Source organism: Streptomyces humicola (genome assembly GCF_024436035.1).
GTDB lineage: Bacteria > Actinomycetota > Actinomycetes > Streptomycetales > Streptomycetaceae > Streptantibioticus_B > Streptantibioticus_B humicola.
This window is the reverse complement of record NZ_JANFNG010000016.1, coordinates 38,931-60,382: the sequence shown is the minus strand read 5'-3', so window position 1 is coordinate 60,382 and position 21,452 is coordinate 38,931. Positions and strand designations below refer to the sequence as shown.

19 protein-coding genes and 2 pseudogenes are annotated in these 21,452 nt (G+C 70.4%); 8 read left to right on the top strand and 13 right to left on the bottom strand.

Annotated elements, in window-relative coordinates:
* The first annotated feature begins 601 nt into the window (after window positions 1-601).
* Window positions 602-904 (top strand): hypothetical protein, encoded by a 303-nt coding sequence (locus NGB36_RS20180; RefSeq protein WP_255921748.1) that lies wholly within the window; start codon window positions 602-604, stop codon window positions 902-904.
* A gap of 77 nt (window positions 905-981) precedes the next feature.
* On the opposite strand, the gene NGB36_RS20175 is transcribed toward NGB36_RS20180, so the two are convergent.
* Window positions 982-2,076 (bottom strand): LacI family DNA-binding transcriptional regulator, encoded by a 1,095-nt coding sequence (locus tag NGB36_RS20175; RefSeq protein ID WP_255921747.1) that lies wholly within the window; start codon window positions 2,074-2,076, stop codon window positions 982-984.
* A gap of 266 nt (window positions 2,077-2,342) precedes the next feature.
* On the opposite strand from NGB36_RS20175, the gene NGB36_RS20170 reads away from it, so the two are divergent.
* From NGB36_RS20170 to NGB36_RS20160, 3 genes are all read left to right on the top strand, one after another.
* On the top strand, window positions 2,343-3,494 hold the full coding sequence (locus tag NGB36_RS20170; RefSeq protein ID WP_255921746.1) for a Gfo/Idh/MocA family protein: 1,152 nt from the start codon (window positions 2,343-2,345) through the stop codon (window positions 3,492-3,494).
* A gap of 112 nt (window positions 3,495-3,606) precedes the next feature.
* On the top strand, window positions 3,607-4,800 hold the full coding sequence (locus NGB36_RS20165; protein WP_269470380.1) for a dihydrodipicolinate synthase family protein: 1,194 nt from the start codon (window positions 3,607-3,609) through the stop codon (window positions 4,798-4,800).
* Window positions 4,801-4,874: 74 nt separating this feature from the next.
* A complete protein-coding gene (locus NGB36_RS20160) occupies window positions 4,875-5,687 on the top strand; it encodes a sugar phosphate isomerase/epimerase family protein (protein ID WP_255921822.1) in 813 nt (270 codons plus the stop codon).
* Window positions 5,688-5,924: 237 nt separating this feature from the next.
* Here NGB36_RS20160 and NGB36_RS20155 read toward each other — a convergent pair.
* The 3 genes and pseudogenes from NGB36_RS20155 to rbsK all read right to left on the bottom strand — a co-directional run.
* Window positions 5,925-6,074 (bottom strand): annotated as a pseudogene (locus tag NGB36_RS20155) (MFS transporter); the annotation flags it as partial.
* 11 nt (window positions 6,075-6,085) lie between these two features.
* A complete protein-coding gene (locus tag NGB36_RS20150; protein WP_255921745.1) occupies window positions 6,086-6,736 on the bottom strand; it encodes a class F sortase in 651 nt (216 codons plus the stop codon).
* Between the two features lie 199 nt (window positions 6,737-6,935).
* Window positions 6,936-7,847, bottom strand: a complete 912-nt coding sequence (gene rbsK, locus NGB36_RS20145; RefSeq protein ID WP_255921744.1) for a ribokinase — start codon at window positions 7,845-7,847, stop codon at window positions 6,936-6,938.
* Between the two features lie 136 nt (window positions 7,848-7,983).
* Here rbsK and recD2 point away from each other — a divergent pair, with 136 nt between their 5' ends.
* The 3 genes from recD2 to NGB36_RS20130 all read left to right on the top strand — a co-directional run bounded on the left by recD2 (window position 7,984) and on the right by NGB36_RS20130 (window position 12,909).
* On the top strand, window positions 7,984-10,239 hold the full coding sequence (gene recD2 / locus NGB36_RS20140) for an SF1B family DNA helicase RecD2 (protein WP_255921743.1): 2,256 nt from the start codon (window positions 7,984-7,986) through the stop codon (window positions 10,237-10,239).
* Between the two features lie 174 nt (window positions 10,240-10,413).
* Window positions 10,414-11,703 (top strand): citrate synthase, encoded by a 1,290-nt coding sequence (locus tag NGB36_RS20135; protein ID WP_255921742.1) that lies wholly within the window; start codon window positions 10,414-10,416, stop codon window positions 11,701-11,703.
* A 417-nt stretch (window positions 11,704-12,120) separates the two neighbouring features.
* A complete protein-coding gene (locus NGB36_RS20130; RefSeq protein ID WP_255921741.1) occupies window positions 12,121-12,909 on the top strand; it encodes an SDR family NAD(P)-dependent oxidoreductase in 789 nt (262 codons plus the stop codon).
* A gap of 14 nt (window positions 12,910-12,923) precedes the next feature.
* On the opposite strand, the gene NGB36_RS20125 is transcribed toward NGB36_RS20130, so the two are convergent.
* From NGB36_RS20125 to NGB36_RS20100, 6 genes are all read right to left on the bottom strand, one after another.
* On the bottom strand, window positions 12,924-13,169 hold the full coding sequence (locus NGB36_RS20125; protein ID WP_255921740.1) for a heavy-metal-associated domain-containing protein: 246 nt from the start codon (window positions 13,167-13,169) through the stop codon (window positions 12,924-12,926).
* Window positions 13,170-13,329: 160 nt separating this feature from the next.
* Entirely contained in the window at window positions 13,330-13,536 is a 207-nt protein-coding gene (locus tag NGB36_RS20120; protein WP_255921739.1) for a MarR family transcriptional regulator, read from the bottom strand.
* Window positions 13,537-13,634: 98 nt separating this feature from the next.
* A complete protein-coding gene (locus NGB36_RS20115; protein ID WP_255921738.1) occupies window positions 13,635-14,282 on the bottom strand; it encodes a DUF4865 family protein in 648 nt (215 codons plus the stop codon).
* A 15-nt stretch (window positions 14,283-14,297) separates the two neighbouring features.
* Window positions 14,298-14,861, bottom strand: a complete 564-nt coding sequence (locus NGB36_RS20110) for a TetR/AcrR family transcriptional regulator (protein WP_255921737.1) — start codon at window positions 14,859-14,861, stop codon at window positions 14,298-14,300.
* 88 nt (window positions 14,862-14,949) lie between these two features.
* Window positions 14,950-15,357, bottom strand: a complete 408-nt coding sequence (locus NGB36_RS20105; RefSeq protein ID WP_255921736.1) for a peptidase M23 — start codon at window positions 15,355-15,357, stop codon at window positions 14,950-14,952.
* A gap of 278 nt (window positions 15,358-15,635) precedes the next feature.
* Window positions 15,636-16,592, bottom strand: coding sequence for a helix-turn-helix domain-containing protein (locus NGB36_RS20100; RefSeq protein ID WP_308288887.1), 957 nt, complete (start codon window positions 16,590-16,592; stop codon window positions 15,636-15,638).
* A 477-nt stretch (window positions 16,593-17,069) separates the two neighbouring features.
* Between NGB36_RS20100 and NGB36_RS33195 the strand changes: the two are divergent.
* Window positions 17,070-17,291 (top strand): annotated as a pseudogene (locus NGB36_RS33195) (protein kinase domain-containing protein); the annotation flags it as partial.
* Window positions 17,292-17,434: 143 nt separating this feature from the next.
* Here the strand turns inward: NGB36_RS33195 and NGB36_RS20090 are convergent.
* The 3 genes from NGB36_RS20090 to NGB36_RS20080 form a co-directional block, all read right to left on the bottom strand.
* On the bottom strand, window positions 17,435-18,406 hold the full coding sequence (locus NGB36_RS20090) for a 2-hydroxyacid dehydrogenase (RefSeq protein ID WP_255921734.1): 972 nt from the start codon (window positions 18,404-18,406) through the stop codon (window positions 17,435-17,437).
* Window positions 18,407-18,435: 29 nt separating this feature from the next.
* Window positions 18,436-19,614 (bottom strand): lactate 2-monooxygenase, encoded by a 1,179-nt coding sequence (locus tag NGB36_RS20085; protein WP_255921733.1) that lies wholly within the window; start codon window positions 19,612-19,614, stop codon window positions 18,436-18,438.
* A gap of 85 nt (window positions 19,615-19,699) precedes the next feature.
* Window positions 19,700-21,220, bottom strand: coding sequence for a glutamate synthase subunit beta (locus NGB36_RS20080; protein WP_255921732.1), 1,521 nt, complete (start codon window positions 21,218-21,220; stop codon window positions 19,700-19,702).
* Window positions 21,221-21,452 lie beyond the last annotated feature (232 nt).

The following is a 21,452-nucleotide window of genomic DNA, read 5'->3' as shown; positions in this document are numbered from 1 at the left end:
AATCCCTCGTAAGTGGAACTGCTGTCGGTAAATATGCCGAGTCGGTGGCCGGTTGGGCCGATCGGGTGGACTGGCGCTATCTCGGGCGTGGTCGGCTTGTTCGTTCAAGGTGTGTTCACCGGCCTCGCGGCAGGGCGAACGCCAATCGATTCGCGGCCGATTCGTCGCGGCGGCACGTCAGTAATCCATCGACAGCAGGACGGGCAGAATGATGAAGTTTTCCACTCGTGCGGGTATATTACTTTTCGCGTTCGGCGCCACCGCAGCCGCCGGGCAATCGGTGGCCTCGGCCGTGGAACTCAGGTCTGCTCAGGTGGCCTCCACCGAGGACGCGTTGTCGCACGCGACGGTGCCGGTCAACGCGCCGCTCGGGGACGTACTGCGGCAGACGTCCGCCCCACTGCCGGGCCCGTCCCTCAGCGGCTCCATCCCGGCTGTTCCGCTCGCGCCCCCGCCGCCCGCGCGGTATCGGCCCGGTTCCGCGCTCCCCGAGCCTCTCGTCGGGCCCGCTCGCCGTCGCCCGCCATACCCCCGGGCTGGGGTTGAGCGCACCACTTCCCGGTTACGGCAAGGTGGCAGAGCCGGGCCGGGCCGGGTCGACGTGGACGCCCCGGCTTCGCCGCTGCGCACCGCCGGACCGGCGCTCGGCCTCGGCGACCCGCTGAAGTTCCGTTCGAAGGAGACGGGCGATGCCCAGCTCGGATGGCTGGAATCCGGCAAGAGCGACCCGCGGCTGGTCACCGCCCCCGTCTCCGCCGTCCCCGGTGCCACCGCCAAGCTCTCGCCGGAGAACCACCCCGTCTCGCTCCCGCGCACGCTGACCAACGGGCTCGCCACCACCAAGGCCATGTCGGAGGCCCTGCCCGGCGCCCTGTCGTCCGCGTCGGGCGCGTCATCGGCTTGATCCGCCGTGGGGCGGTGTGCGGATCGGCACGACGCGCGCTTCCTGCGGCCGCAGGCTCTACGCTGCCGCCGCAGTCTCTACGCGAAGGCCGGGGGCGCGGTGGAGGCACGCGCCATCAATTCGGCCCGCACGGTGGCGACTCCGCCTGGCGGCGGCGATTCGAGCCCCATCACCAGCCGCCCGGCCCGGGCCCCTGCCTCATGGAGCGGCAGGCGGACGGTGGTGAGCGCCGGGGTCGCGTCGATGCTGAACGGCAGATCGTCGAAGCCGGCGACGGAGACGTCCTGCGGGATCCGCATGCCCCGTTCGCGCAGGGCTGCGCATGCGCCCAGGGCGATGGTGTCGTTGGCGGCGACGACGGCCGTCAAATCGGGGTCGCGACGCAGGAGTTCCAGCGTTGCGTCGTAGCCGGAGGCGCGGCTGTAGTCGCCGTGGACGGTGAGGCGGTCGGCGGTCACGGCCAGGCCGCCATCGGCGAGCGCCGACCGGTGGCCGTCGAGGCGGTCCCGGGTCGTGGTCCGGTTCGCGGGGCCCGTCACGTACCCGATCCGGCGGTGGCCGAGGGTGAGCAGGTGCTCGGTGAGCCGCCGGGCACCGCCGCGGTTGTCGAACGCCAGCGTCGTCACGGCGGCGGCGTCATCGTTCTCGAGCGCGCTCTCCTCTCCGGAGAACTCGTCCGGGGGCAGCGGCGGCCGGCCGCACAGCACCACCTTGGTGCCGTCGGCCGCGAGCCGGGCGAGCTTGTCGGCGACGGCGTGGGTGTGCTCGGTGCCCTCGACCGCGCCGCCGGTGAGGATCACCCCAGCCGCGCGCTGACGTTGCAGCAGCGTGAGGTAGTTGAGCTCGGCCTCCGGCGAGCCGCCGGTGTTGCAGACCACCGCGAGCTTGCCGCCGCCGTGCTCGGAACCGCGGCCGATCTCGGTCTGCGCGGCGCTCGCGAGGATGCCGAAGAACGGGTCGGCAACGTCGTTGACCAGCACGCCCACCAGATCGGACGTGGCAGCGGCGAGGGCACGGGCGTGGCCGTTGACCACGTACTCCAGGTCGTTGACGGCGCGCATCACGCGTTCGCGCGTGGTGCCCGCGACCGGGTAGTTGCCGTTGAGGACGCGCGAGACTGTTGCCGCGGACACCCCGGCGCGAGCCGCCACGTCGGCGAGGGTCACTGTCATCGCTGCACTGCCTCCTCAGACCTCCCGGGCTCCTCAGACGTCCCGGGCTCCTCAGACGTCCCGGGCCGCGTCCTGCCGTCCTGTCCGTCCCGCCCGTCGCGCTTTGTCACATGCTGTCCCGGGCACATCGTCTCACCGGGGGCGACCGCTGCCGCCCGGCAGGCGGTCACATCTTGAAGTCGGGTGCCGAGGCAGATAGCCTAACCTCATAGAAAGCGCTTGCTATGCGTTTGGGGGCGGGCGAGCAGTCGAATGGGAGGGCGCGTGTGACCGTCAAGACAGTGCGGATAGCCATGAACGGTGTCACCGGCCGGATGGGGTACCGCCAGCACCTCGTCCGCTCCATCCTCGCCATCCGCGAACAGGGCGGCCTCGATCTCGGCGACGGGACCACCCTGTGGCCGGAACCGGTGCTCGTGGGACGACGTGACCACGCGGTGCGCGCGCTCGCCGAACGGCACGGCCTGGACCACTGGTCGACCGACCTGGACGCCGTTCTCGCCGACCCGTCCGTCGAGATCTACTTCGACGCCCAGGTGACGTCGGCGCGGGTCACGGCCGTACGGACGGCCATCGCGGCGGGCAAGCACGTGTACTGCGAGAAGCCCACCGCCACGACCCTCGACGACTCGCTGGCGCTGGCCCGGCTGGCCCGCGACGGCGGGATCAAGAGCGGCGTCGTCCAGGACAAGGTCTTCCTGCCCGGGCTGCTGAAGCTGAGGCGCCTGGTCGACGGGGGCTTCTTCGGCCGGATCCTTTCGGTGCGCGGAGAGTTCGGATACTGGGTCTTCGAGGGCGACTGGCAGAGTGCCCAGCGTCCCTCGTGGAACTACCGGGCCGAGGACGGTGGCGGCATCACCGTCGACATGTTCCCGCACTGGGAGTACGTCCTGCACGACATCTTCGGCCGCGTCACCTCCGTCCAGGCGCTCACCACCACGCACATCCCGCAGCGCTGGGACGAGAACGGCAAGCTGTACGAAGCGACGGCAGACGACGCCACCTACGGGATCTTCCAGCTGGAGGGCGGAGTCGTCGCGCAGATCAACTCCTCGTGGGCGGTGCGCGTCAACCGGGACGAACTCGTCGAGTTCCAGGTCGACGGAACGGAGGGTTCCGCCGTCGCGGGACTGCGCAACTGCCGTGCACAGCACCGCTCGGCGACCCCCAAGCCGGTATGGAACCCGGACCTGCCGGTGAGCGAGTCGTTCCGCTCGCAGTGGCAGGAGGTCCCGGACAACGGCGAGTTCGACAACGGCTTCAAGGCGCAGTGGGAGCTGTTCCTCCGCCACGTCATGCTCAACGAGCCGTGGCGCTGGGATCTGCTCGCCGGCGCTCGCGGAGTGCAACTCGCCGAACTGGGCATGAAGTCCTCGGCGGAAGGTGTCCGTCTCGACGTCCCGGAGCTTGCGCTGTGAGCGGCGCAGGTGAGGCCGCCGGGGTGCACGGGGTGGCGGGCATGTGGTTTCGCCGAGCGGGCGGAGAAGCTCACCGGAGGGTGCCGTGAGCGGCGCAGGTGAGGCCGCCGGACTGCACGGGGGTGACGGCGGACGGGGACAGCTCTGGTTGCCCGGCGACGACGGCGCGTTGCGCTCCTACCGGCCACGGCAGATGCCACGGTCGTTCGACGACGACGACGCCGCCGCCGGCGGCGGCGCCTTCCGCAGCCGCACCGTGTTCTCCGCCGCGCACGTCGTCGCCGACCCGTTCCGCACCGCCGCCGGCGCGCCCGCCGCCGTGGACTGGGACGCCACCCTCGCCTTCCGGCACCACCTGTGGGCGCACGGGCTCGGCGTCGCCGAGGCGATGGACACCGCGCAGCGCGGGATGGGTCTCGACTGGGCCGGCGCGTCCGAACTGATACGCCGTTCCGCCGCGGAGGCGCGGTCGGCCGGCGGCCGGATCGCCTGCGGCGTCGGCACCGACCAGCTCACCGGGGCCGTGTCGCTCTCCGAGGTGACGGCTGCGTACGAGGAGCAGCTCGCCGTCGTCGAGGAGTGCGGCGCGCAGCCGGTTCTCATGGCCTCCCGGGCGCTGGCGGCGCTCGCCAAGACGCCCGACGAGTACATCGATACATACGTACGCCTCCTCCGACAGTCGAGCCAACCGGTGATCCTGCACTGGCTCGGCCCGATGTTCGACCCGCAACTCACCGGCTATTGGGGCAGCGAGGACCTCGATGTCGCCACCGGCACCTTCCTCGAGGTCATCTCCACCCATCCCGACAAGGTCGACGGCATCAAGGTCTCCCTCCTCGACGCGCACCGCGAGATCCAACTGCGCCGCCGACTCCCCAAGGGCGTGCGGTGCTACACCGGCGACGACTTCAACTACCCCGATCTGATCGCCGGGGACGAACTGGGCTTCAGCCACGCCCTCCTCGGCATCTTCGACCCGCTGGCGGCCATCGCCTCAGCGGCCGTCCGCACCCTGGACACCGGCGATATCGAAGGCTTCCGTGCGCTGCTCGACCCGACCGTGGAACTCTCCCGTCACCTCTTCTCCACCCCGACCCGCTTCTACAAGACGGGAGTCGTCTTCCTCGCCTGGCTCTCCGGCCACCAGTCGCACTTCACCATGGTGGGCGGCCTGCAGTCCGCCCGCTCCTTGCCCCACCTCGCGCGTGCGTACGAACTCGCCGACACCCTCGGGCTCTTCCCCGATCCCAGCCTCGCAGCCTTCCGAATGGCATCCCTCCTCTCTCTCCACGGAGTGTCTCAGTGACCACTGACAACTGCGGCGACTCCGACACCGGCTCCGGCTCCGGCTCCGACGCCGGACGGGCGGTCCTCGCGCGGCTGAGCATCAACCAGGAGACCGTCAGGCAGCTGCCGATCCCCGAACTCGCCCGGCACTGCGCCGAGCTGGGGATCGGCGGCGTCGGCCTGTGGCGCGCCCCCGTCCAGGACTACGGGGTCGAGCGCGCCGCGAAGACCGTGCACGATGCCGGACTCACCGTCACCTCGCTGTGCCGCGGGGGGTTCTTCACGGTTGCCGACCCCGATGCCCGGGCGGCAGCCCTCGCCGACAACCGGGCCGCGATCAACGAAGCAGCAGCCCTGTCCACCGGCACTCTCGTCCTGGTCTCCGGTGGCCTCCCGGCCGGCAGCCGCGATCTGCACGGCGCCCGGGAGCGGATCGCCGACGCCCTCGCCGAGCTCGCCCCCTACGCGGCGGAGCGGGGGGTGCGCCTGGCGATCGAGCCGCTGCACCCGATGTACGCCTCCGACCGCTGCGTTGTCTCCACCCTCGGCCAGGCGCTCGACCTCGCCGAGCGCTTCCCGGCCGACCAGGTCGGCGTGGTGGTGGACACTTATCACGTGTGGTGGGACGACACGGTGTCCGCCGGGATCGCACGGGCCGGGGCAGGGGGACGGATCGCGGCCTTCCAACTCGCCGACTGGGTCACACCGTTGCCCGAAGGCGTGCTGCTCGGCCGCGGCCAGCTCGGCGACGGCTGTGTGGAGCTGCGCTGGTTCCGGCAACGCGTCGATGCGGTGGGCTACCCGGGAGCCGTGGAGGTGGAGATCTTCAACCCGGCGCTGTGGGCGCGAGACGGCCGTGAGGTGATCGCCGAGGTCGCCGACCGTTATCGCACTCACGTCGCCTAGTCCCGCCATCGAGCTAATTACGGCTCCCGACTGCAACCATCCGGCCGCGTACGGTGTCGTACTCGGCATCAGGTTCCCAAGGGGGGCTCGGGGAACCGGAGGGGGCAGGGGGGATATGAGGGGGCCCGGCAACGGCCGGGCCCCCTCGCCGCTCCCGTTCGTTACCGCTGCTGCCTCGTTCGCGCCGGCGACGCACCCGAGACCGCCGGCCGTCCCTGCGCCCCGCCCGCGCTCCGTTATCCGCGTCCAGGTGTGGACACCCCCCGCAAGGGCGGGGTCGGACAGCAATATGAAGCCGATCGCGTGCGAGTGTCTGCTGCCGTAGATCGCCCCCGTCACCAATGGCGGGACGAAGCCGCCGAGACCGCCCGTCGCACCGACGATCCCCTTCGTACGGATCAGCGCTGTACTCCGTAGACGATCAGGTTGTCCACGGGGTGCCCGTTCGCGTCGAGGACGCCGTCACAGGTGATCAGGCGCAGGACGTGGCCGGAAGCCGGCCCGTAGACCTGTTCGGTCGGGAAGGCGCTCTTGCTGACGCGCTGGAGGCTGGTGACGGTGTAGTGCACGGTCCTGCCGTCCGACAGACGGATCGCCACGTCGGCGCCGGGCTTGACGGTGCGCAGGTCGTGGAAGACGGCCCTGCCGTAGCGGGTGTCGTTGTGGCCGATGATCACGGACGGGCCTGGTTGCCCGGGGACGGCGCTTCCGGCGTACCAGCCGGCCGTCATGCCCTTGTCGGCGGGCGGGACTTCGACGGTGCTGTCGCTGTTCAGGCCGAGCTGCATCAGGGGGCTGTCGACGCCGACGGACGCGATGGTCACCCGTGCGGGGGATATGGAGGAGTCGCCGTCGTCGGTTGATATGTCGCCGCCGGAGGAACTGGACGCCGACGTGGAGGGGGCCGACCGCTTCGACGACGGCGACGAGATGACGCCCGAACAGGCAGTGAGGGCGGTGAGCGCGGCGAGGAGCAGCGCGGCGAGCGGTGCGATCAGCAGGGGCCGCAGAGGGCGGGCTCCGTCCCTGCGCGGGAGGGTGCGGGTCATAGTGGGCCTCCTGGGCGGGACGCCGCCCGTCCGTCCACGGGCGGCGCCCCGAGCCGCTGGGTCGTCGGTGGTCGTCGGGGGCGCCGGGCGGGCCACGTCATCGGGGCCGCGCACCGGTCGTCTTCGACGCTACGTCGAGTTCCCAGGTCAGGCCCTCAAAAGAATGGCCAGACGGGTTTCGTCCAAAAGGAGGACGACGCTACCGCCCGGTCACTTCCGCCGCCGTCGGGTACGACTCCTGGGCTCCTGCCCTGGTGACGGCGGCGGCACCCACCCGTACGGCGTACCGCACGGCGGCCTCGAGGTCGTCTCCCGCGCCGAGCCGCCAGGCGAGGGCGCCGGTGAACGCGTCGCCGGCGCCCGTGGTGTCGACCGCCTCGACCGGCACTCCGGGGACGCGGACCATGCCGGTACGGTCGGCGGCGAGCGCGCCTGCGGCGCCCAGGGTCACCACAACCGACCGAGGGCCCAGTGCAAGCAGGCCCTCGGCCCAACTCTCGGGGGCGCCGGGCGGGCCGTCCGGCAGCCGGCGCAGCAGTAGCTTCGCCTCGTGCTCATTGGCCACCAGCGGGTCGCAGGCCACGAGGACATCGGCGGGCAGCGAGGCGGGCGGCGAGGGGTTCAGCACCACGCGGGTACCGGCGGCGGCCGCGGTGCGCACCGCCGCGGCGACCGTGTCCAGCGGGATCTCCAGCTGCACTGACACCACCTTCGCGGCGGCGAGCAGCGGCTCGGCGGCGCGCACGTCACGGGCAGAGAGCTGGGCGTTGGCGCCGGGGGAGACCACGATGCTGTTCTCGCCGGACCGATCCACGGTGATCAGCGCGACGCCGGTGGGCCCGTCGTCGGTGAGGACGGCATCGGTGTCGACGCCCGAGGCGCGCTGGGTGTCGAGGAGGAGCCGGCCGTACGGATCGTCGCCGACGCGGGCGAGCAGCGCAGTGCGGGCGCCGAGCCGGGCGGCGGCGACCGCCTGGTTGGCGCCCTTGCCGCCGGGGTGGGTGGCCAGGTCGGAGCCGAGGACTGTCTCGCCGGCGGCCGGCCGGTGGTCGACGCGGATCACCAGGTCGGCGTTGGCGGATCCGACGACCAGCAGGTCGTAGCGGTGCATCCGGTGACTTCCTTCGGTGAGTTGTCCACAGGCAGGTTATCCACAGCCTGATGCGCTGTCGGTGAGGGGCGGTACCGTCGATCACATCGCGGTCGGTGCGGCTATTGCGGAACGTGGTGCGGAGGGAGGCCTGGCCATGGGGGTCCGGGGTGCCGGGGGGCGTTCCCCGGGGGAGCAGCAGGTCAGGCTCGCCGTCCTCGAAGGCGTCCTGGAGCGGATCACGTATGCCAACGAGGAGAACGGCTACACGGTCGCCCGTGTCGACACCGGTCGTGGCTCGGGCGATCTGCTGACGGTGGTCGGGGCGCTGCTGGGCGCCCAGCCCGGTGAGTCGCTGCGCATGGAGGGCCGTTGGGGCTCCCATCCCCAGTACGGCAAGCAGTTCACGGTGGAGAACTACACGACGGTGCTGCCGGCCACCATTCAGGGGATTCGGCGCTATCTCGGCTCCGGCCTGATCAAAGGCGTGGGCCCGAAGATCGCCGAGCGGATCGTCGAGCACTTCGGCACCGGCACCCTGGAGATCATCGAGATGGAGCCGGAACGCCTCATCGAGGTGCCGGGTCTGGGCCCCAAACGCACGAAGAAGATCGCCGCCGCGTGGGAGGAGCAGAAGGCGATCAAGGAGGTGATGGTCTTCCTCCAGGGCGTCGGCGTCTCGACCTCGATCGCGGTGCGGATCTACAAGCAGTACGGGGACGCCTCGATCTCGGTGGTGAAGAACGAGCCGTACCGGCTGGCGGCGGATGTGTGGGGGATCGGCTTTCTGACGGCCGACCGGATCGCCCAGGCCGTCGGCATCCCGTTCGACAGCCCGGAGCGGGCCAAGGCGGGTCTGCAGTACGCGCTCTCCCAGGCCACCGACAACGGGAACTGCTTCCTGCCGGAGGAGCGGCTGATCGCCGACGCCGTCAAGCTGCTCCAGGTCGACACCGGGCTGGTGATCGACTGCCTGGCGGAGCTGGTGGCCGAGGAAGGCGTGGTGCGGGAGCGGGTGCCGGACGCGGAGGGCGGCGAGCCGCTCTCGGCGGTCTACCTTGTGCCGTTCCACCGTGCCGAGCTGTCGCTCGCGGCCCAGGTGATACGACTGCTGAGGGGGCCGGAGGACCGGATGCCGGCCTTCCATGACGTGGCCTGGGACAAGGCGCTGGCCTGGCTGAAGGACCGTACGGGGGCCGACCTGGCGCCCGAGCAGGAGCAGGCGGTGAGGCTCGCCCTCACCGAGAAGGTCGCGGTGCTCACAGGCGGGCCCGGCTGCGGCAAGTCGTTCACGGTGAAGTCGGTGGTGACGCTGGCGCAGGCCAAGCGCGCCAAGGTGGTGCTGGCCGCGCCGACCGGACGGGCCGCCAAGCGCCTGGCGGAGCTGACCGGCGCCGAGGCCTCCACCGTGCACCGGCTGCTGGAGCTGAAACCGGGCGGGGATGCCGCGTATGACAAGGAGCGGCCGCTCGACGCGGATCTCGTGGTGGTCGACGAGGCCTCCATGCTCGATCTGATTCTGGCGAACAAGCTGGTCAAGGCGGTGCCGCCCGGGGCACACCTGCTGTTTGTGGGCGACGTCGACCAGTTGCCGAGCGTGGGTGCAGGCGAGGTGCTGCGGGATCTGCTCGCGGAGGGCAGTCCGGTGCCCGCGGTGCGGCTGACAAGGATCTTCCGCCAGGCGCAGCAGTCCGGTGTGGTGACCAATGCTCACCGGATCAACTCGGGCGTTCCGCCGATCACCCAGGGGCTGCCGGACTTCTTCCTCTTCACCGAGGACGACACGGAGGAGGCGGGGCGGCTGACGGTGGATGTGGCATCCCGTCGCGTTCCCGCGCGCTTCGGCCTCGATCCGCGGCGGGACGTGCAGGTGCTGGCGCCGATGCACAGGGGGCCGGCCGGAGCCGGGACACTCAACGGCCTGCTGCAGCAGGCGATCACCCCCGGACGCCCCGATCTGCCGGAGCGCCGTTTCGGCGGCCGGATCTTCCGCGTCGGCGACAAAGTCACGCAAATCAGAAACAATTACGAAAAGGGAGTGAATGGCGTCTTCAATGGCACGGTCGGCGTCGTGACCTCACTGAACAGCGAGGAGCAGCGGCTGACCGTACTGACCGACGAGGACGAGGAGGTCGGCTACGACTTCGACGAACTGGACGAGCTGGCGCACGCCTACGCGGTGACCATCCACCGCTCCCAGGGCAGCGAGTATCCGGCGGTGGTGATTCCGGTCACCACGGGCGCCTGGATGATGCTTCAGCGAAATCTGCTCTACACCGCCGTGACGCGGGCGAAACGCCTGGTCGTCCTGGTGGGGTCGAAGCGGGCGCTGGGGCAGGCGGTGCGGACTGTTTCGGCAGGCAGACGCTTCACGGCTCTGGATCACCGGCTCATGGGTGCCATACGTGACTGAGGCCGCGGGCGAGTCACCAGGGTGTGGAACCGGCCATCCGGGAGAGAAGATGGGCACTGCGTGCCATTCCTGGCCGTCTGGGTGACCCCGGGTGCACGTGTGTGCGGCAAATGGGGGAAGGTAGAAGCAGTCAGGGCACCTCGAAGAAGAGGCACAACGTCGGTGAGGGATGACGTGAGCGACAACTCTGTAGTACTGCGGTACGGGGACGACGAGTACAGCTACCCGGTGGTCGAGAGCACCGTCGGTGACAAGGGCTTCGACATCGGCAAGCTGCGTGCCCAGACCGGGCTGGTCACCCTGGACAGCGGTTACGGGAACACCGCGGCGTACAAGTCCGCGATCACGTACCTCGACGGTGAGCGTGGGATACTCCGCTACCGCGGATACCCCATCGAGCAGATCGCAGAGCGCGGGACGTTCCTCGAGACGGCCTACCTGCTCATCAACGGTGAACTGCCGACCGTCGACGAGCTCAGCGCCTTCAAGGGCGACATCACACAGCACACCCTGTTGCACGAGGACGTCAAACGCTTCTACGACGGCTTCCCGCGCGACGCGCATCCGATGGCGATCCTGTCCTCCGTGGTCAGCGCGCTGTCGACGTTCTACCAGGACAGCCACAACCCGTTCGACGAGGAGCAGCGCTACCTCTCGACGATCCGTCTGCTCGCCAAGCTCCCCACGATCGCCGCGTACGCCTACAAGAAGTCCGTCGGCCACCCGTTCGTCTATCCGCGCAACGACCTCGGCTACGTCGAGAACTTCCTGCGGATGACCTTCGCCGTACCGGCCCAGGAGTACGAGCTCGACCCTGTCGTGGTCAGCGCCCTCGACAAGCTGCTGATCCTCCATGCCGACCACGAGCAGAACTGCTCCACCTCCACGGTGCGCCTCGTCGGCTCCTCGCAGGCGAACCTCTTCGCCTCCATCTCGGCCGGGATCAACGCGCTGTGGGGTCCCCTGCACGGCGGCGCCAACCAGGCCGTGCTGGAGATGCTGGAGAGCATCCAGGCGAGCGGCGGCGACGTCGACTCCTTCATCCGCAAGGTGAAGAACAAGGAAGACGGCGTGCGCCTGATGGGCTTCGGGCACCGCGTCTACAAGAGCTTCGACCCCCGCGCGAAGATCATCAAGGCGGCGGCGCACGACGTGCTCTCCGCGCTCGGCAAGTCCGACGAACTCCTCGACATCGCCCTGAAGCTGGAAGAACACGCCCTCAGCGACGACTACTTCGTCTCGCGCAACCTCTACCCGAACGTGGACTTCTACACCGGCCTGATCTACCGGGCCATGGGCTTCCCGACCACCATGTTCACGGTGCTGTTCGCGCTGGGCCGGCTGCCTGGCTGGATCGCCCAGTGGCACGAGATGATCAAGGAGCCGGGCTCCCGCATCGGCCGCCCCCGCCAGATCTACACCGGCGTTGAGCTGCGCGACTACGTCCCGGTGGAGAGCCGCTGACATAGCGCCCGCCCGGCATAGCCAGGACGCCCCGCACCGGATCCCCCCACGGGTCCGGTCGCGGGGCGCCTGTCCTCCCGGAAGCGGATCCCCCCACGGGTCCGTACCGGGCGCTTGTGCGCCGACGGCGTCTTGCCGGGACGAAACGGTCCGGGAGGGCCGCTCAAAGCTCCCCGGGTACTTCGCCCCGGCCGCGCGACAGACCGTCCCCCAAGACGGCCCGCCCATCGCCACACCAGGTCCGCCGGGAGCCCGGTGTTCGATACCTAGACCAACAACAGGGGCCGATGGTTACGTTCCCGATCGTGTGATCTGGGTCTCCTTGATCGCGGCCCACCCCTGGTCGGGGTAGTGAATGCGCCATCCCGTAGCGTTAAACGCCCAGTCAGAACCGGTGTGTCGGGGTGGGCGGAGCGTATGGCAGAGATCGGGCACGGACAGGGCGGCGATGTCGAGGGCGGGACGGTGGCGCCGCGAGGCCGCACCGTCGTGGTCACCGGAGGCGGTACAGGCATCGGGCGGGCGATCGCCGATCGTTTCGCCGGATCCGGTGATCATGTGGTGATCGTCGGGCGGCGCCGCGAGGTGCTGCGGAAGGCGGCTGCCGAGCTGAGCGCGGCCCACGGTCTCGACGTGACGCCGATCGCCTGCGACCTCGCCGATCCCGACGACGTCGAGGCCGCGCTCGACCGTCTGCCCGACCGTATCGACGTCCTCGTCAACAATGCGGGCAGCCGCGAACTCGCCGTCGGGGCCGGGCCGCACGGCGTGCTGGCCCGCTGGCGCGGCGACTTCGAGCGCAATGTGCTGACGGCCGTCCTGCTCACCGAGTCCGTACGCGACCGGCTCACCCCGGACGGGGGCCGGGTGATCACGGTGACCTCGCTCGCCGCGCTGCGCGGCGGCGGCTCGTACGGTGCCTCCAAGGCCGCGCTGCACGCCTGGAACCACTCGCTCGCCGCCCAGCTGGGCCCCCAGGGCATCACATGCAACGTGGTCGCGCCGGGCACGGTCGCCGGCACCGAGTTCTTCGGCGGCCGCCTCAACGAAGCGGAGCTGACGCGCCGGGCCGGCCGCACCCTCATCGGCCGGGTGGGACGTCCCGGGGATGTCGCCACGGCGGTGGTCTTCCTCGCCTCGCCCGAGGCGGGATTCATCACCGGCGAGATCCTGCAGTGCAACGGCGGCGAGCTGCTGGGCCGCTGAGACTGCGAGGGCGGTCAGGCGCGGCCGACGAGCTTGTAACCCGCCTCGTCGACGGCGGCGCGCACCACGTCGTCGTCCAGCGGCTCGACGGAGCTCACGGCTACGCGGCCGGAGGCGGCGTCGGCCCGGACGTCGATCACGCCCGGCAGTGCGGTGAGCTCGGCGCCCACGGCCTTCTCGCAGTGCCCGCAGCTCATGCCGGAGACGGCGTAAACCACGGTGGTGGCATTGCCGGGGGCGGTGGCGGTGTTGTCGGTCATGGTTCCCTCCGGTGGTGCGGTGCCTCGTCGGCTCCGAGTACGGCGATTATACCCCCCAGGGGTATGGCGCCTGCGACCCCGGGCGGCTCGGCGTGTCCGCGGCATGGCAGCGGCGCCACAGCGTCGGCGTCGCCGCACCGCCGACCGCCCTCGTGATCCGTCACCGGTCGAGGTCACGCCGTCCGCGGTTGCCCGGCCGGCGTGAGCTCCATAGGCGGATGGTGTCCGCATACCAGAACGGTTTGCCGCCCTCCACGACATCCGGCGTGGGCAGCAGGCCGTGTTTTCGGTAGGAACGGACAGTGTCGGTGCGCACCTTGATGTGCGCGGCGATCTCGGCGTACGACCACAGCGAGCAATCGGGCATCTCGTACCTCTTCCACAAGGCCCACAAGGCGGTGACTGGTGATCAGCCACCCTGTGTCCGGACAACGAGAACGCCCGCGCACCGAAAGGGCTTGTGGATCACTTGTGACGCAGACCCGGCGTAACGGTGACATTAGTGTCGAGGGTGAGAAGGTCGTCCAGGTGCGGGGAGCTCAGGTGGAGCACCTGGTACCGGACGACGTCCTCTTCCCCGTCCCGCTCGCCGTCCTGCTCGGCCCGGGCGGCGGTGGCCTGTTCCCAGAGCGTGAAGCGGACCAGCTCCCACCGGTGCGGATCGACGGCGAGTGAAACCGAGTGCGCGCCGGGCGCGATGGCGTGCAGCCGCAGCTCGCCGAGTTCGCGCTCGACGACCTCGGCGGGGTCGGCGTCCGCCGGAAGGCGCCAGGTGCGGCGCGTGGCGGCGCGCGGAGTCGTCCGCACGGACGGTCCCGAAGTGAACCCGGCGCCGGTCCAGTGCCGCACCGCCGGGCGCCCGAAATCGCTCACGATGCCGTGGAATCCGGCCCTGCCCCACAGGAACCGGCTCATGCCGGAGACGTCGTGCCAGATGTAGAACGGTGCGTATTCGTTGACGGGCGATCCCGATGCGCGGTCGCGGACAAGGTAGGCCTTGATCCCGAGGCCGGAGAAGCCGTCGGTCAGGCCGCCGCGCGCCGCGACCCGGTGACGGATGATCCCCATGTCGTAGTCGGCGGGCAGGGCGATCTGGTACTGCATGGTGTACATGGAGCGTGAACTCCCTCAGGTGGCCGGGCAGGTGAGGAGGGCGAGGATGCCGTCGACGGCGTGGTCGAACGGTTCGGGCGAGCCGGCGGCCCTGGCCAGGACGTAACCGCCCTGCAGCGTCGCGGCGACGGCCGCGGCGGTCGCCTCCGGATCGAGGCCGGGATCGAGTTCGGCGCGCGCCTGCCCCTCCGCGACCACGTCGGCGAGCCGCCGCCGCAGCCAGCCGAAGAGCTCGTCAACGGGCTGGCGAAGCCGCGAGTTTGCGATGATCTCCGGGTCCATGGTCAGTCGGCCGACGGGGCAGCCGCGCAGCACGTCGCGCTCGCGCCGCAGGTACGACGTGATGCGCTCGGGCGCTGCGCCGGGAGCGGAGAGCAGGACGTCGGCCGTGGCGCGCATCTGGTCGATAGTGCGGCGCACGGCTGCGAGCGCAAGGTCCTCCTTGCCGCTGAAGTGGTGGTACATGCTGCCTTGCCCGGCGCCTGCGCGCTGCAGGATCGCCCGTGGGCTGGTGCCGACGTATCCGCGCTCCCACAGGAGCTCCCGGGTGCTCTCGATCAGCCGTTCCGCGGTATCCATGCCGCCATCGTACATACCGGTAGGTACAGCAGATGAGGCCGCCGTACCGCGCACGCCGCTCGGCGCGCGCGGTACGGCGGTGGGCGGCTCAGCAGTCCGGGACGCCGGCGATCTTCCTGCCGCCCTGCAGGAAGACGTTGCTCACCCACGCGTCGTCGCTGCCTGTGGTCAGCGTGACCTTGCTCCACCACGGGTTGGTGCCGCCGCTCGGGTCGGCGACGGGCGTGGTGTTCTTGTCGGTCTGACACCAGTCGGAGAGATGGATGTGCGAGACGGTGGCGAGGATGACGGACTGCGTGTTCGGCCACTCGCGCAGGTGGACGTCGGTCGCGTAGACGTACACCGTCGTCGGTGTCGCATGTGTGACATGTGCCACGGGTGTCCGTGGTGCCGCTGCCGTGGCGGAGGCGGGGGCGGCGAGCGCGCCGCCCCCGGCCAGGAGCGCGGCGGCGGCCGCGGGCACGAGTATGCGCTGGTACGTGTTCATGGGTTTCATGGCTCTCCCGTCGCGGATGAAATATGCCGGTCGCATATCGCGTACGGGGGGAACGCGGCCCCGCGGACCACCGGAGCGTGGATCCGCGGCGCCGCGCGGTGCCGGGAGCGCGGAGCGTCCCGGATGAAGCACACGTCGCGGCCGAGGCGGCGATCAGGGTCCGGGATCGCAGGCAGCCATGAGTTCTCCCGTGCCCCACGGCCGCCGCACACCTCGCGCGCACGGCGTCGCTGGTCCTCCCCCCAGAACCATCGGACGCTTGCTTCGAAGCAACGATGTCACGACAAGAGCGCCCCGGTCTTGGAAGAATCCGCACTCATGAATCCGCACTCGTGAATCCGTGCTCCGGGAGCTTCGGACAGCAGCACGCTGGTGACCGCGCCGCTGAGCCGGTCCACCATCGGCCGGCCCGCCTTCATGCTGTCCATCCCGTTCCGCTCGGAGGTGAACTCCGATGGGGTGCGGCCCGTCATTGCCTTGAACTCGCCACTGAAGTGCGCCTGGTCGTAGAAGCCGCACACGCCCGCGACCTGTGCGGGCGGGCGCCCGGCATCCAGCAGCTTCATCGCGCGCTGCAGGCGCACCACCCGGGCCGCGGCCTTCGGGCGCAGCCCGATCTGGTCCCGGAAGCGGTTCTCCAACTGCCGTTCGCCCCACCCCACATCGGCGGCGAGACGTGCGATGGGCAGCGCGCCGCCGGTACGGGCGAGCTTGCTCCAGGCGCGTACGACGGGTGCGGAGACCACCGGTCCCTCGGCCGTCCAGCGCTCCAGTGCGGCGTCGAGCAGCGCGAAACGCGTGGCCCAGCCCGCCGCCGTCGCGAGGGCATCGACGAGAGCGTCGATGCGCCGTCCCATCACCTCGTGCGGATCCACGGCCCGTTCCGACAACTCGTGCATGGGGATGCCGAAGAGCGCGAAGGCCGCCCAGGGGGCGAGCATCACCTCGACCCCCTCCAGACGCCCGTCGTGCTCGCCGAGCGACGCACGGGTCTGCAGCCCGGCGAGGCAGCAGTCGAACCAGGCGGAGGGCCCGGCCGACCGCGTCACCCGCACCCGCCGGCCGAAACCCAGCCACAGCGCCACCGCTCCGATCGGCGCCTCCAACCGGCGCCGTGGCCGCCCGAGTTCCAACCGCAAACCGCGATAGGAGATCACGCCCTGCCGCAGCCGCGGCTGCGGCAGGGTCCGGGCTGTCTCCCAGGTCCCGTCGGGACACCTCTGATAGAGCATCATGCACACCTTCCCGGCTTTCACCGGCCCCCGTCGGCCCCCGTGCGGTGCCGTTCGTCCCAAGCCTGCTGCCGGTGGAACCCCGTCGTGACCGCTCTTTTCGGTCAGCCGTGGCGCGTCGGCGGCGTGCCGCGTAAGGGTGCGCGGGTGGGCGCGCATGCTGAGCACATTCTTAGGGACAGCTGCCATGCGGCGTCGACGACCCGCACCCGCCGGAAGTACTCCCACGCGGGCTCGTGCGGCGATGCGCCGGAGCGCAGATACGCCGACAGGCACGAACATGCAGAACTGCCGCCGTCATCCCCTGACCGTAGATCGGTTTGAAGGACGCGACGGCGTCACCGGCCGCCACCAGGCCCCCGGGAAAGCGCGTGAGCCCGGTGAACTCCCTGCGGCGGCTGTCCGGCATACGGTACGTCGTGACGCCGCCGAGCAGCGTGGCGTTCTCGGCGACGGCGCCGAACTGCGGTGCGGCGACGTCCTTGCGAGGCCGCCGCGATCGGCGCGAAGGTGGCCGACGCGCTCGGCGCGGCGCATGCGGTGGGCGTCCTGCACCGTGATGTGAAGCCCGGCAACGTGCTGCTGGAGCGCGGAGGCCGGGTGGTGCTCACCGACTTCGGCGTCGCGACGATGGAGGATCCAGGGGACGGATCGACCTCGAATCTGACACAGAGCGGCCAACCGGTCGGGTCGCTGGGCTACCGGGAGACCTACGGCCAGTGGACCAACATCTGGTGGGCGAAGACCGACGACGACCACCACACCAACGTCTACGTGAGCGATGTCTACATCAGGGGCGGCGCCAACGATGTCCCAGTCCCCGGCCTCCCCACCTGCTAAACCGGCTAGGCGACGACATCGCGCGGCGGCTTGCCCTCCAGGAAGTCGGCGACGTTCTGCACGGCCGCCAGGGCGATGCGCACCAGCGTCTCCCTCGTCACCCCGGCGACGTGCGGCGACAACACCACGTTCGGGGCGCGCAGCAACCGCAGTGCCGCCGTGGGCGGTTCGGGATCGAAGACATCGATGCCGGCCCCGGCGATGGTGCCCGCCGCGAGCGCATCGGCGAGCGCGTCCTGGTCGATGAGGGCGCCACGGGCGGTGTTGATGACGAACGCGGTGGGCTTGAGCAGGGCAAGCCGCTCGGCGTCGAGCAGATGCCGGGTCGCGTCGTTGAGCGGCGCGTGCAAGGAGACGTAGTCGGCGGTGCGAAGCAGCTCCGTCAACTCCACGCGCCGGGCGCTCAGTCGCTGCTCGACCTCGGGTGGCGCGGGGCGCGGTGCCGCATACACCACGTTCATGTCGAAGGCGGCCGCGCGCCGGGCCACCTCCTCGCCGATGTGGCCGAGGCCGATGATGCCGAGCGTCTTGCCGGACAGCTCGGTGATCGACTGCTGCAGGCGTGGCAGTGCCCAGTCGGCGTCGACGAGGGCGGTGTGCGCCGGGATCAGTTGCTTCGCCAGCGCCAGCATCAGGGCGAAGGTCTGCTCGGCGACGTTCTGCTTCTCTGCGCCGCTGGAACCGATGGAGCAGACGGGAATCCCCCGTTCGCGCGCGGCGTCGACGTTGACGTAGTCGAAGCCGTGGCTGGCGCACTGGATCAGCTGCAGATCCGGGGCGGCGCCGATGTGCTCGCTGGTGACGGGGCCCAGCCCCGTGATGATCACGTGGGCGTCGTGCAGTGCACCCGGATCCTCGTCGGACGACTCGACGACGGTCACGCGCGCCTGATCGGCGAAGATCCCGGCCAGCGCGGCGCCCGCACCCCGGCCGCCGACGTGCGGAGAGACGACGGCGAGAACGTTTTTGAGGGCCATACCGTTATTCGTCCTTATATGTCGATTGCTTAGATCGGGGCGAGGGCGTCGGGGGTGAGTTCCCCGGGCGTGCTGTGGCCGGAGAGCGCGAGGGTGAGGTCGAACTCCGCGAGCAGGCAGCGGATCACATGCTCGACGCCCGCCTGCCCGTCGAGCCCGAGCCCGTACGCGTAGGGGCGGCCGAGCAGCACCGCTCGGGCGCCGAGCGCGAGCGCCTTGAAGATGTCGTCGCCCGTGCGGATGCCGCTGTCGAAGAGCACGGTAAGACGGTCGCCGACGGCTTCGACGACACCGGGCAGCGCGTCGGCGGAGCCGATCGCGCCGTTCACCTGCCGCCCGCCGTGGTTGGAGACCACGATCCCGTCCACACCGAAGTCTGCCGCCCTGCGCGCGTCGTCGGGATGCTGGATGCCCTTGAGCACGATCGGCCCGTCCCAGTTCTCGCGCAGGAACGCCAGGTCCGGCCAGGTCTTCGAAGGGTCGGAGAACATCTGCACCCAGTGCAGAACGGCCGCGTTGAGGTCCTCATGCACCGGCTTGGCGAGTCCGGCCTGGAACGCCGGGTCGGTGAAATAGTTAGCGGTGCCGACGCCGTGCAGGAAGGGCAGGTAGGCCTGGTCGAGGTCGCGCGGACGCCAGGCGAGCAGCGGGGTGTCGAGGGTGACGAAGAGCGCGCTGAAGCCGCATTTCTTGGCCCTGCTCAGGAAACTGAGCGTCACATCGCGGTCCTTCGGCCAGTAGAGCTGGAACCAGCGCTCGGAGTCGCCCATGGCCTCGGCGACCTTCTCCATCGGTGTGCTCGATGCCGACGAGAGGATGAACGGCACGCCCTGCGCGGCGGCGGCCCGAGCCGCTGCCGGCTCGGCCCCCGGATGCATGATCGACAGCACTCCGACCGGGGCGAGCGCGAACGGCGCCGGCAGCCGCGCGCCCAGCACCTCGACCGACAGGTCACGCTTACTGATGTCCCGCAGCACGCGCGGGACGATCCGGAGACGGTCGAGTGCCGCCCGGTTGGCGTGCGCCGTGCGGCCGTTGCCCGCACTGCCCGCCACATAGCCGACGGGACCCGTCCCGAGCCGCTGCTCGGTCACCTCTTCCAGCAGCGTCAGATCGGTGGGCAGCCGCGGCACGGCACCCGTCATGCCGTTCAGGTAGATCTCGTACTGGAAGGCCGCCCAGTCCCTGGGCGGCTCCGCCTCGCTCATCGTCTGCCTTGCCTCTCGTCCCGCCGCTCACGTTCCCCCGATCTTCGTCGGATCAGCGGCGTCCGTCCATGCCTGCGCGGTGGTGTCAGGCCGTCAGCGGACGGTCGGTGGGGCTGACCGGGGCGGGCAGCTCCGTCGATCCGGTCAGATAGCGGTCGACCGCGGCCGCGGCGGAGCGGCCCTCCGCGATCGCCCAGACGATCAGTGACTGGCCGCGCCCCGCGTCACCCGCCACGAAGATACCCGGTGTGCCGGTGGCGTAGTTCTCGTCTCGTGCGAAGGCACCGCGCCCGTCGAAGTGGAGGCCGAGCTGGTCGACGATGCCGCTGTCGCGCTCGGGCCCGGAGAACCCGAGGGCGAGCAGTACCAGATCCGCCGGGATGCACCGTTCGGTGCCGGGCACGGGCCGCCGCGTCCCCGGTTCGGCCTCGGCGAGATGAAGCGCCCGGACATGCCCGTCCGCGTCGCCTTCGAAGCGCACGGTGGAGGCGGAGAAGACCCGTACGTCCTCGTCGTCCTCCGGCAGCGGAAGGCCGGCGACGGCCTCGCTGCCGGCCCGGCGGGCGAGCTCCCGGCCCTCCTCGTGCGCGGGCGACACCCGGTGGATGCGCGGATGGACGGGCCACGGCTCATAGGGGGAGCGCTCGTCGCCCGGCCGGGGGTTGATGTCCAATTGGACTACGGAGGCGGCCCGTTGGCGCAGCACGGTGCCCAGGCAGTCGGCGGCGGTGTCCCCGCCTCCGATGATGACGACGTGCTTGCCCTCGGCGGTCACCGGCGACTCGGGCAGATCGCCTTCCTGTACCCGGTTGGCCAGCGGCAGATACACCATCGCCTGATGTATTCCGGCCAGCTCCCGCCCCGGCAGCGGAAGATCACGCCAGGCGTGCGCCCCCACCGCGATCACCAGTGCGTCGTAGCGTGCTTTCAGCTCGGCGGCGTCGACATCGGTGCCGACGGCCACATTCGTACGGAACTTGGTCCCTTCGGCGCGCATCTGATCGAGACGGCGGTCGAGATGGTGCTTCTCCATCTTGAACTCGGGGATGCCGTAGCGCAGGAGGCCGCCGATGCGGTCCTCGCGCTCGTAGACCGCGACCGTGTGGCCGGCGCGGGTGAGCTGCTGTGCGCACGCCAGGCCGGCCGGCCCCGAGCCGACGATCGCGACCGTCTTGCCGGAGAGCCGCTGCGGAGGCAGGGGTTGGACGCGCCCGTGCTGCCACGCGCGGTCGGCGATGGACATCTCGATGTCCTTGATCGTCACGGGGTCCGCGTTGATGGCGAGCACGCAGCCGCTCTCGCACGGTGCGGGGCAGAGGCGGCCGGTGAACTCGGGGAAGTTGTTGGTGGCGTGCAGCCGTTCGCTCGCCACGTCCCAGGCGTCCCGCGAGACCAGCGTGTTCCATTCAGGAATCAGGTTTCCCAGCGGACAGCTGCTGTGGCAGAAGGGGATGCCGCAGTCCATGCAGCGCCCTGCCTGCGCGTTGATGATCGGCAGCAAGCTCTGGCCGTCGTAGACCTCGTTCCAGTCCTGCACCCGCTCGTGCACGGGGCGGCGGTCGCAGGAATGGCGTGGTGTGGTGAGAAAGCCCTTCGGGCCGGCCATGGGAGCCTCCCCCAGTGCTGGAGGTGCGCGGCACCTTTTCGCCACCATACGGCCGCTTTGTCGCTTTTATGAAGGTGCGCCGTCTATGAAGACGTGCCGTCGAAGGTGTTGGCGTCGTGAACGCGGTGTGTAGACGCCCGACGACACAGCGGAACCGTCCGCATCGGGCCCATCGGCGCGACGATGGAGACGGGGGCACCAGGACCGGGGGTAGGAGGAGGCGGTTGGCGAT

Excerpts from the sequence above, each read along its gene's own strand:
- NGB36_RS20175 (WP_255921747.1), bottom strand. The coding sequence starts at position 2,076 with ATGACAGTGACCCTCGCCGACGTGGCGGCTCGCGCCGGGGTGTCCGCG.
- NGB36_RS20150 (WP_255921745.1), bottom strand. The coding sequence starts at position 6,736 with ATGACCCGCACCCTCCCGCGCAGGGACGGAGCCCGCCCTCTGCGGCCC.
- rbsK (WP_255921744.1), bottom strand. The coding sequence starts at position 7,847 with ATGCACCGCTACGACCTGCTGGTCGTCGGATCCGCCAACGCCGACCTG.
- recD2 (WP_255921743.1), top strand. The coding sequence starts at position 7,984 with ATGGGGGTCCGGGGTGCCGGGGGGCGTTCCCCGGGGGAGCAGCAGGTC.
- NGB36_RS20130 (WP_255921741.1), top strand. The coding sequence starts at position 12,121 with ATGGCAGAGATCGGGCACGGACAGGGCGGCGATGTCGAGGGCGGGACG.
- NGB36_RS20125 (WP_255921740.1), bottom strand. The coding sequence starts at position 13,169 with ATGACCGACAACACCGCCACCGCCCCCGGCAATGCCACCACCGTGGTT.
- NGB36_RS20120 (WP_255921739.1), bottom strand. The coding sequence starts at position 13,536 with ATGCCCGATTGCTCGCTGTGGTCGTACGCCGAGATCGCCGCGCACATC.
- NGB36_RS20115 (WP_255921738.1), bottom strand. The coding sequence starts at position 14,282 with ATGTACACCATGCAGTACCAGATCGCCCTGCCCGCCGACTACGACATG.
- NGB36_RS20110 (WP_255921737.1), bottom strand. The coding sequence starts at position 14,861 with ATGGATACCGCGGAACGGCTGATCGAGAGCACCCGGGAGCTCCTGTGG.
- NGB36_RS20105 (WP_255921736.1), bottom strand. The coding sequence starts at position 15,357 with ATGAAACCCATGAACACGTACCAGCGCATACTCGTGCCCGCGGCCGCC.
- NGB36_RS20100 (WP_308288887.1), bottom strand. The coding sequence starts at position 16,592 with ATGATGCTCTATCAGAGGTGTCCCGACGGGACCTGGGAGACAGCCCGG.
- NGB36_RS20090 (WP_255921734.1), bottom strand. The coding sequence starts at position 18,406 with ATGGCCCTCAAAAACGTTCTCGCCGTCGTCTCTCCGCACGTCGGCGGC.
- NGB36_RS20085 (WP_255921733.1), bottom strand. The coding sequence starts at position 19,614 with ATGAGCGAGGCGGAGCCGCCCAGGGACTGGGCGGCCTTCCAGTACGAG.
- NGB36_RS20080 (WP_255921732.1), bottom strand. The coding sequence starts at position 21,220 with ATGGCCGGCCCGAAGGGCTTTCTCACCACACCACGCCATTCCTGCGAC.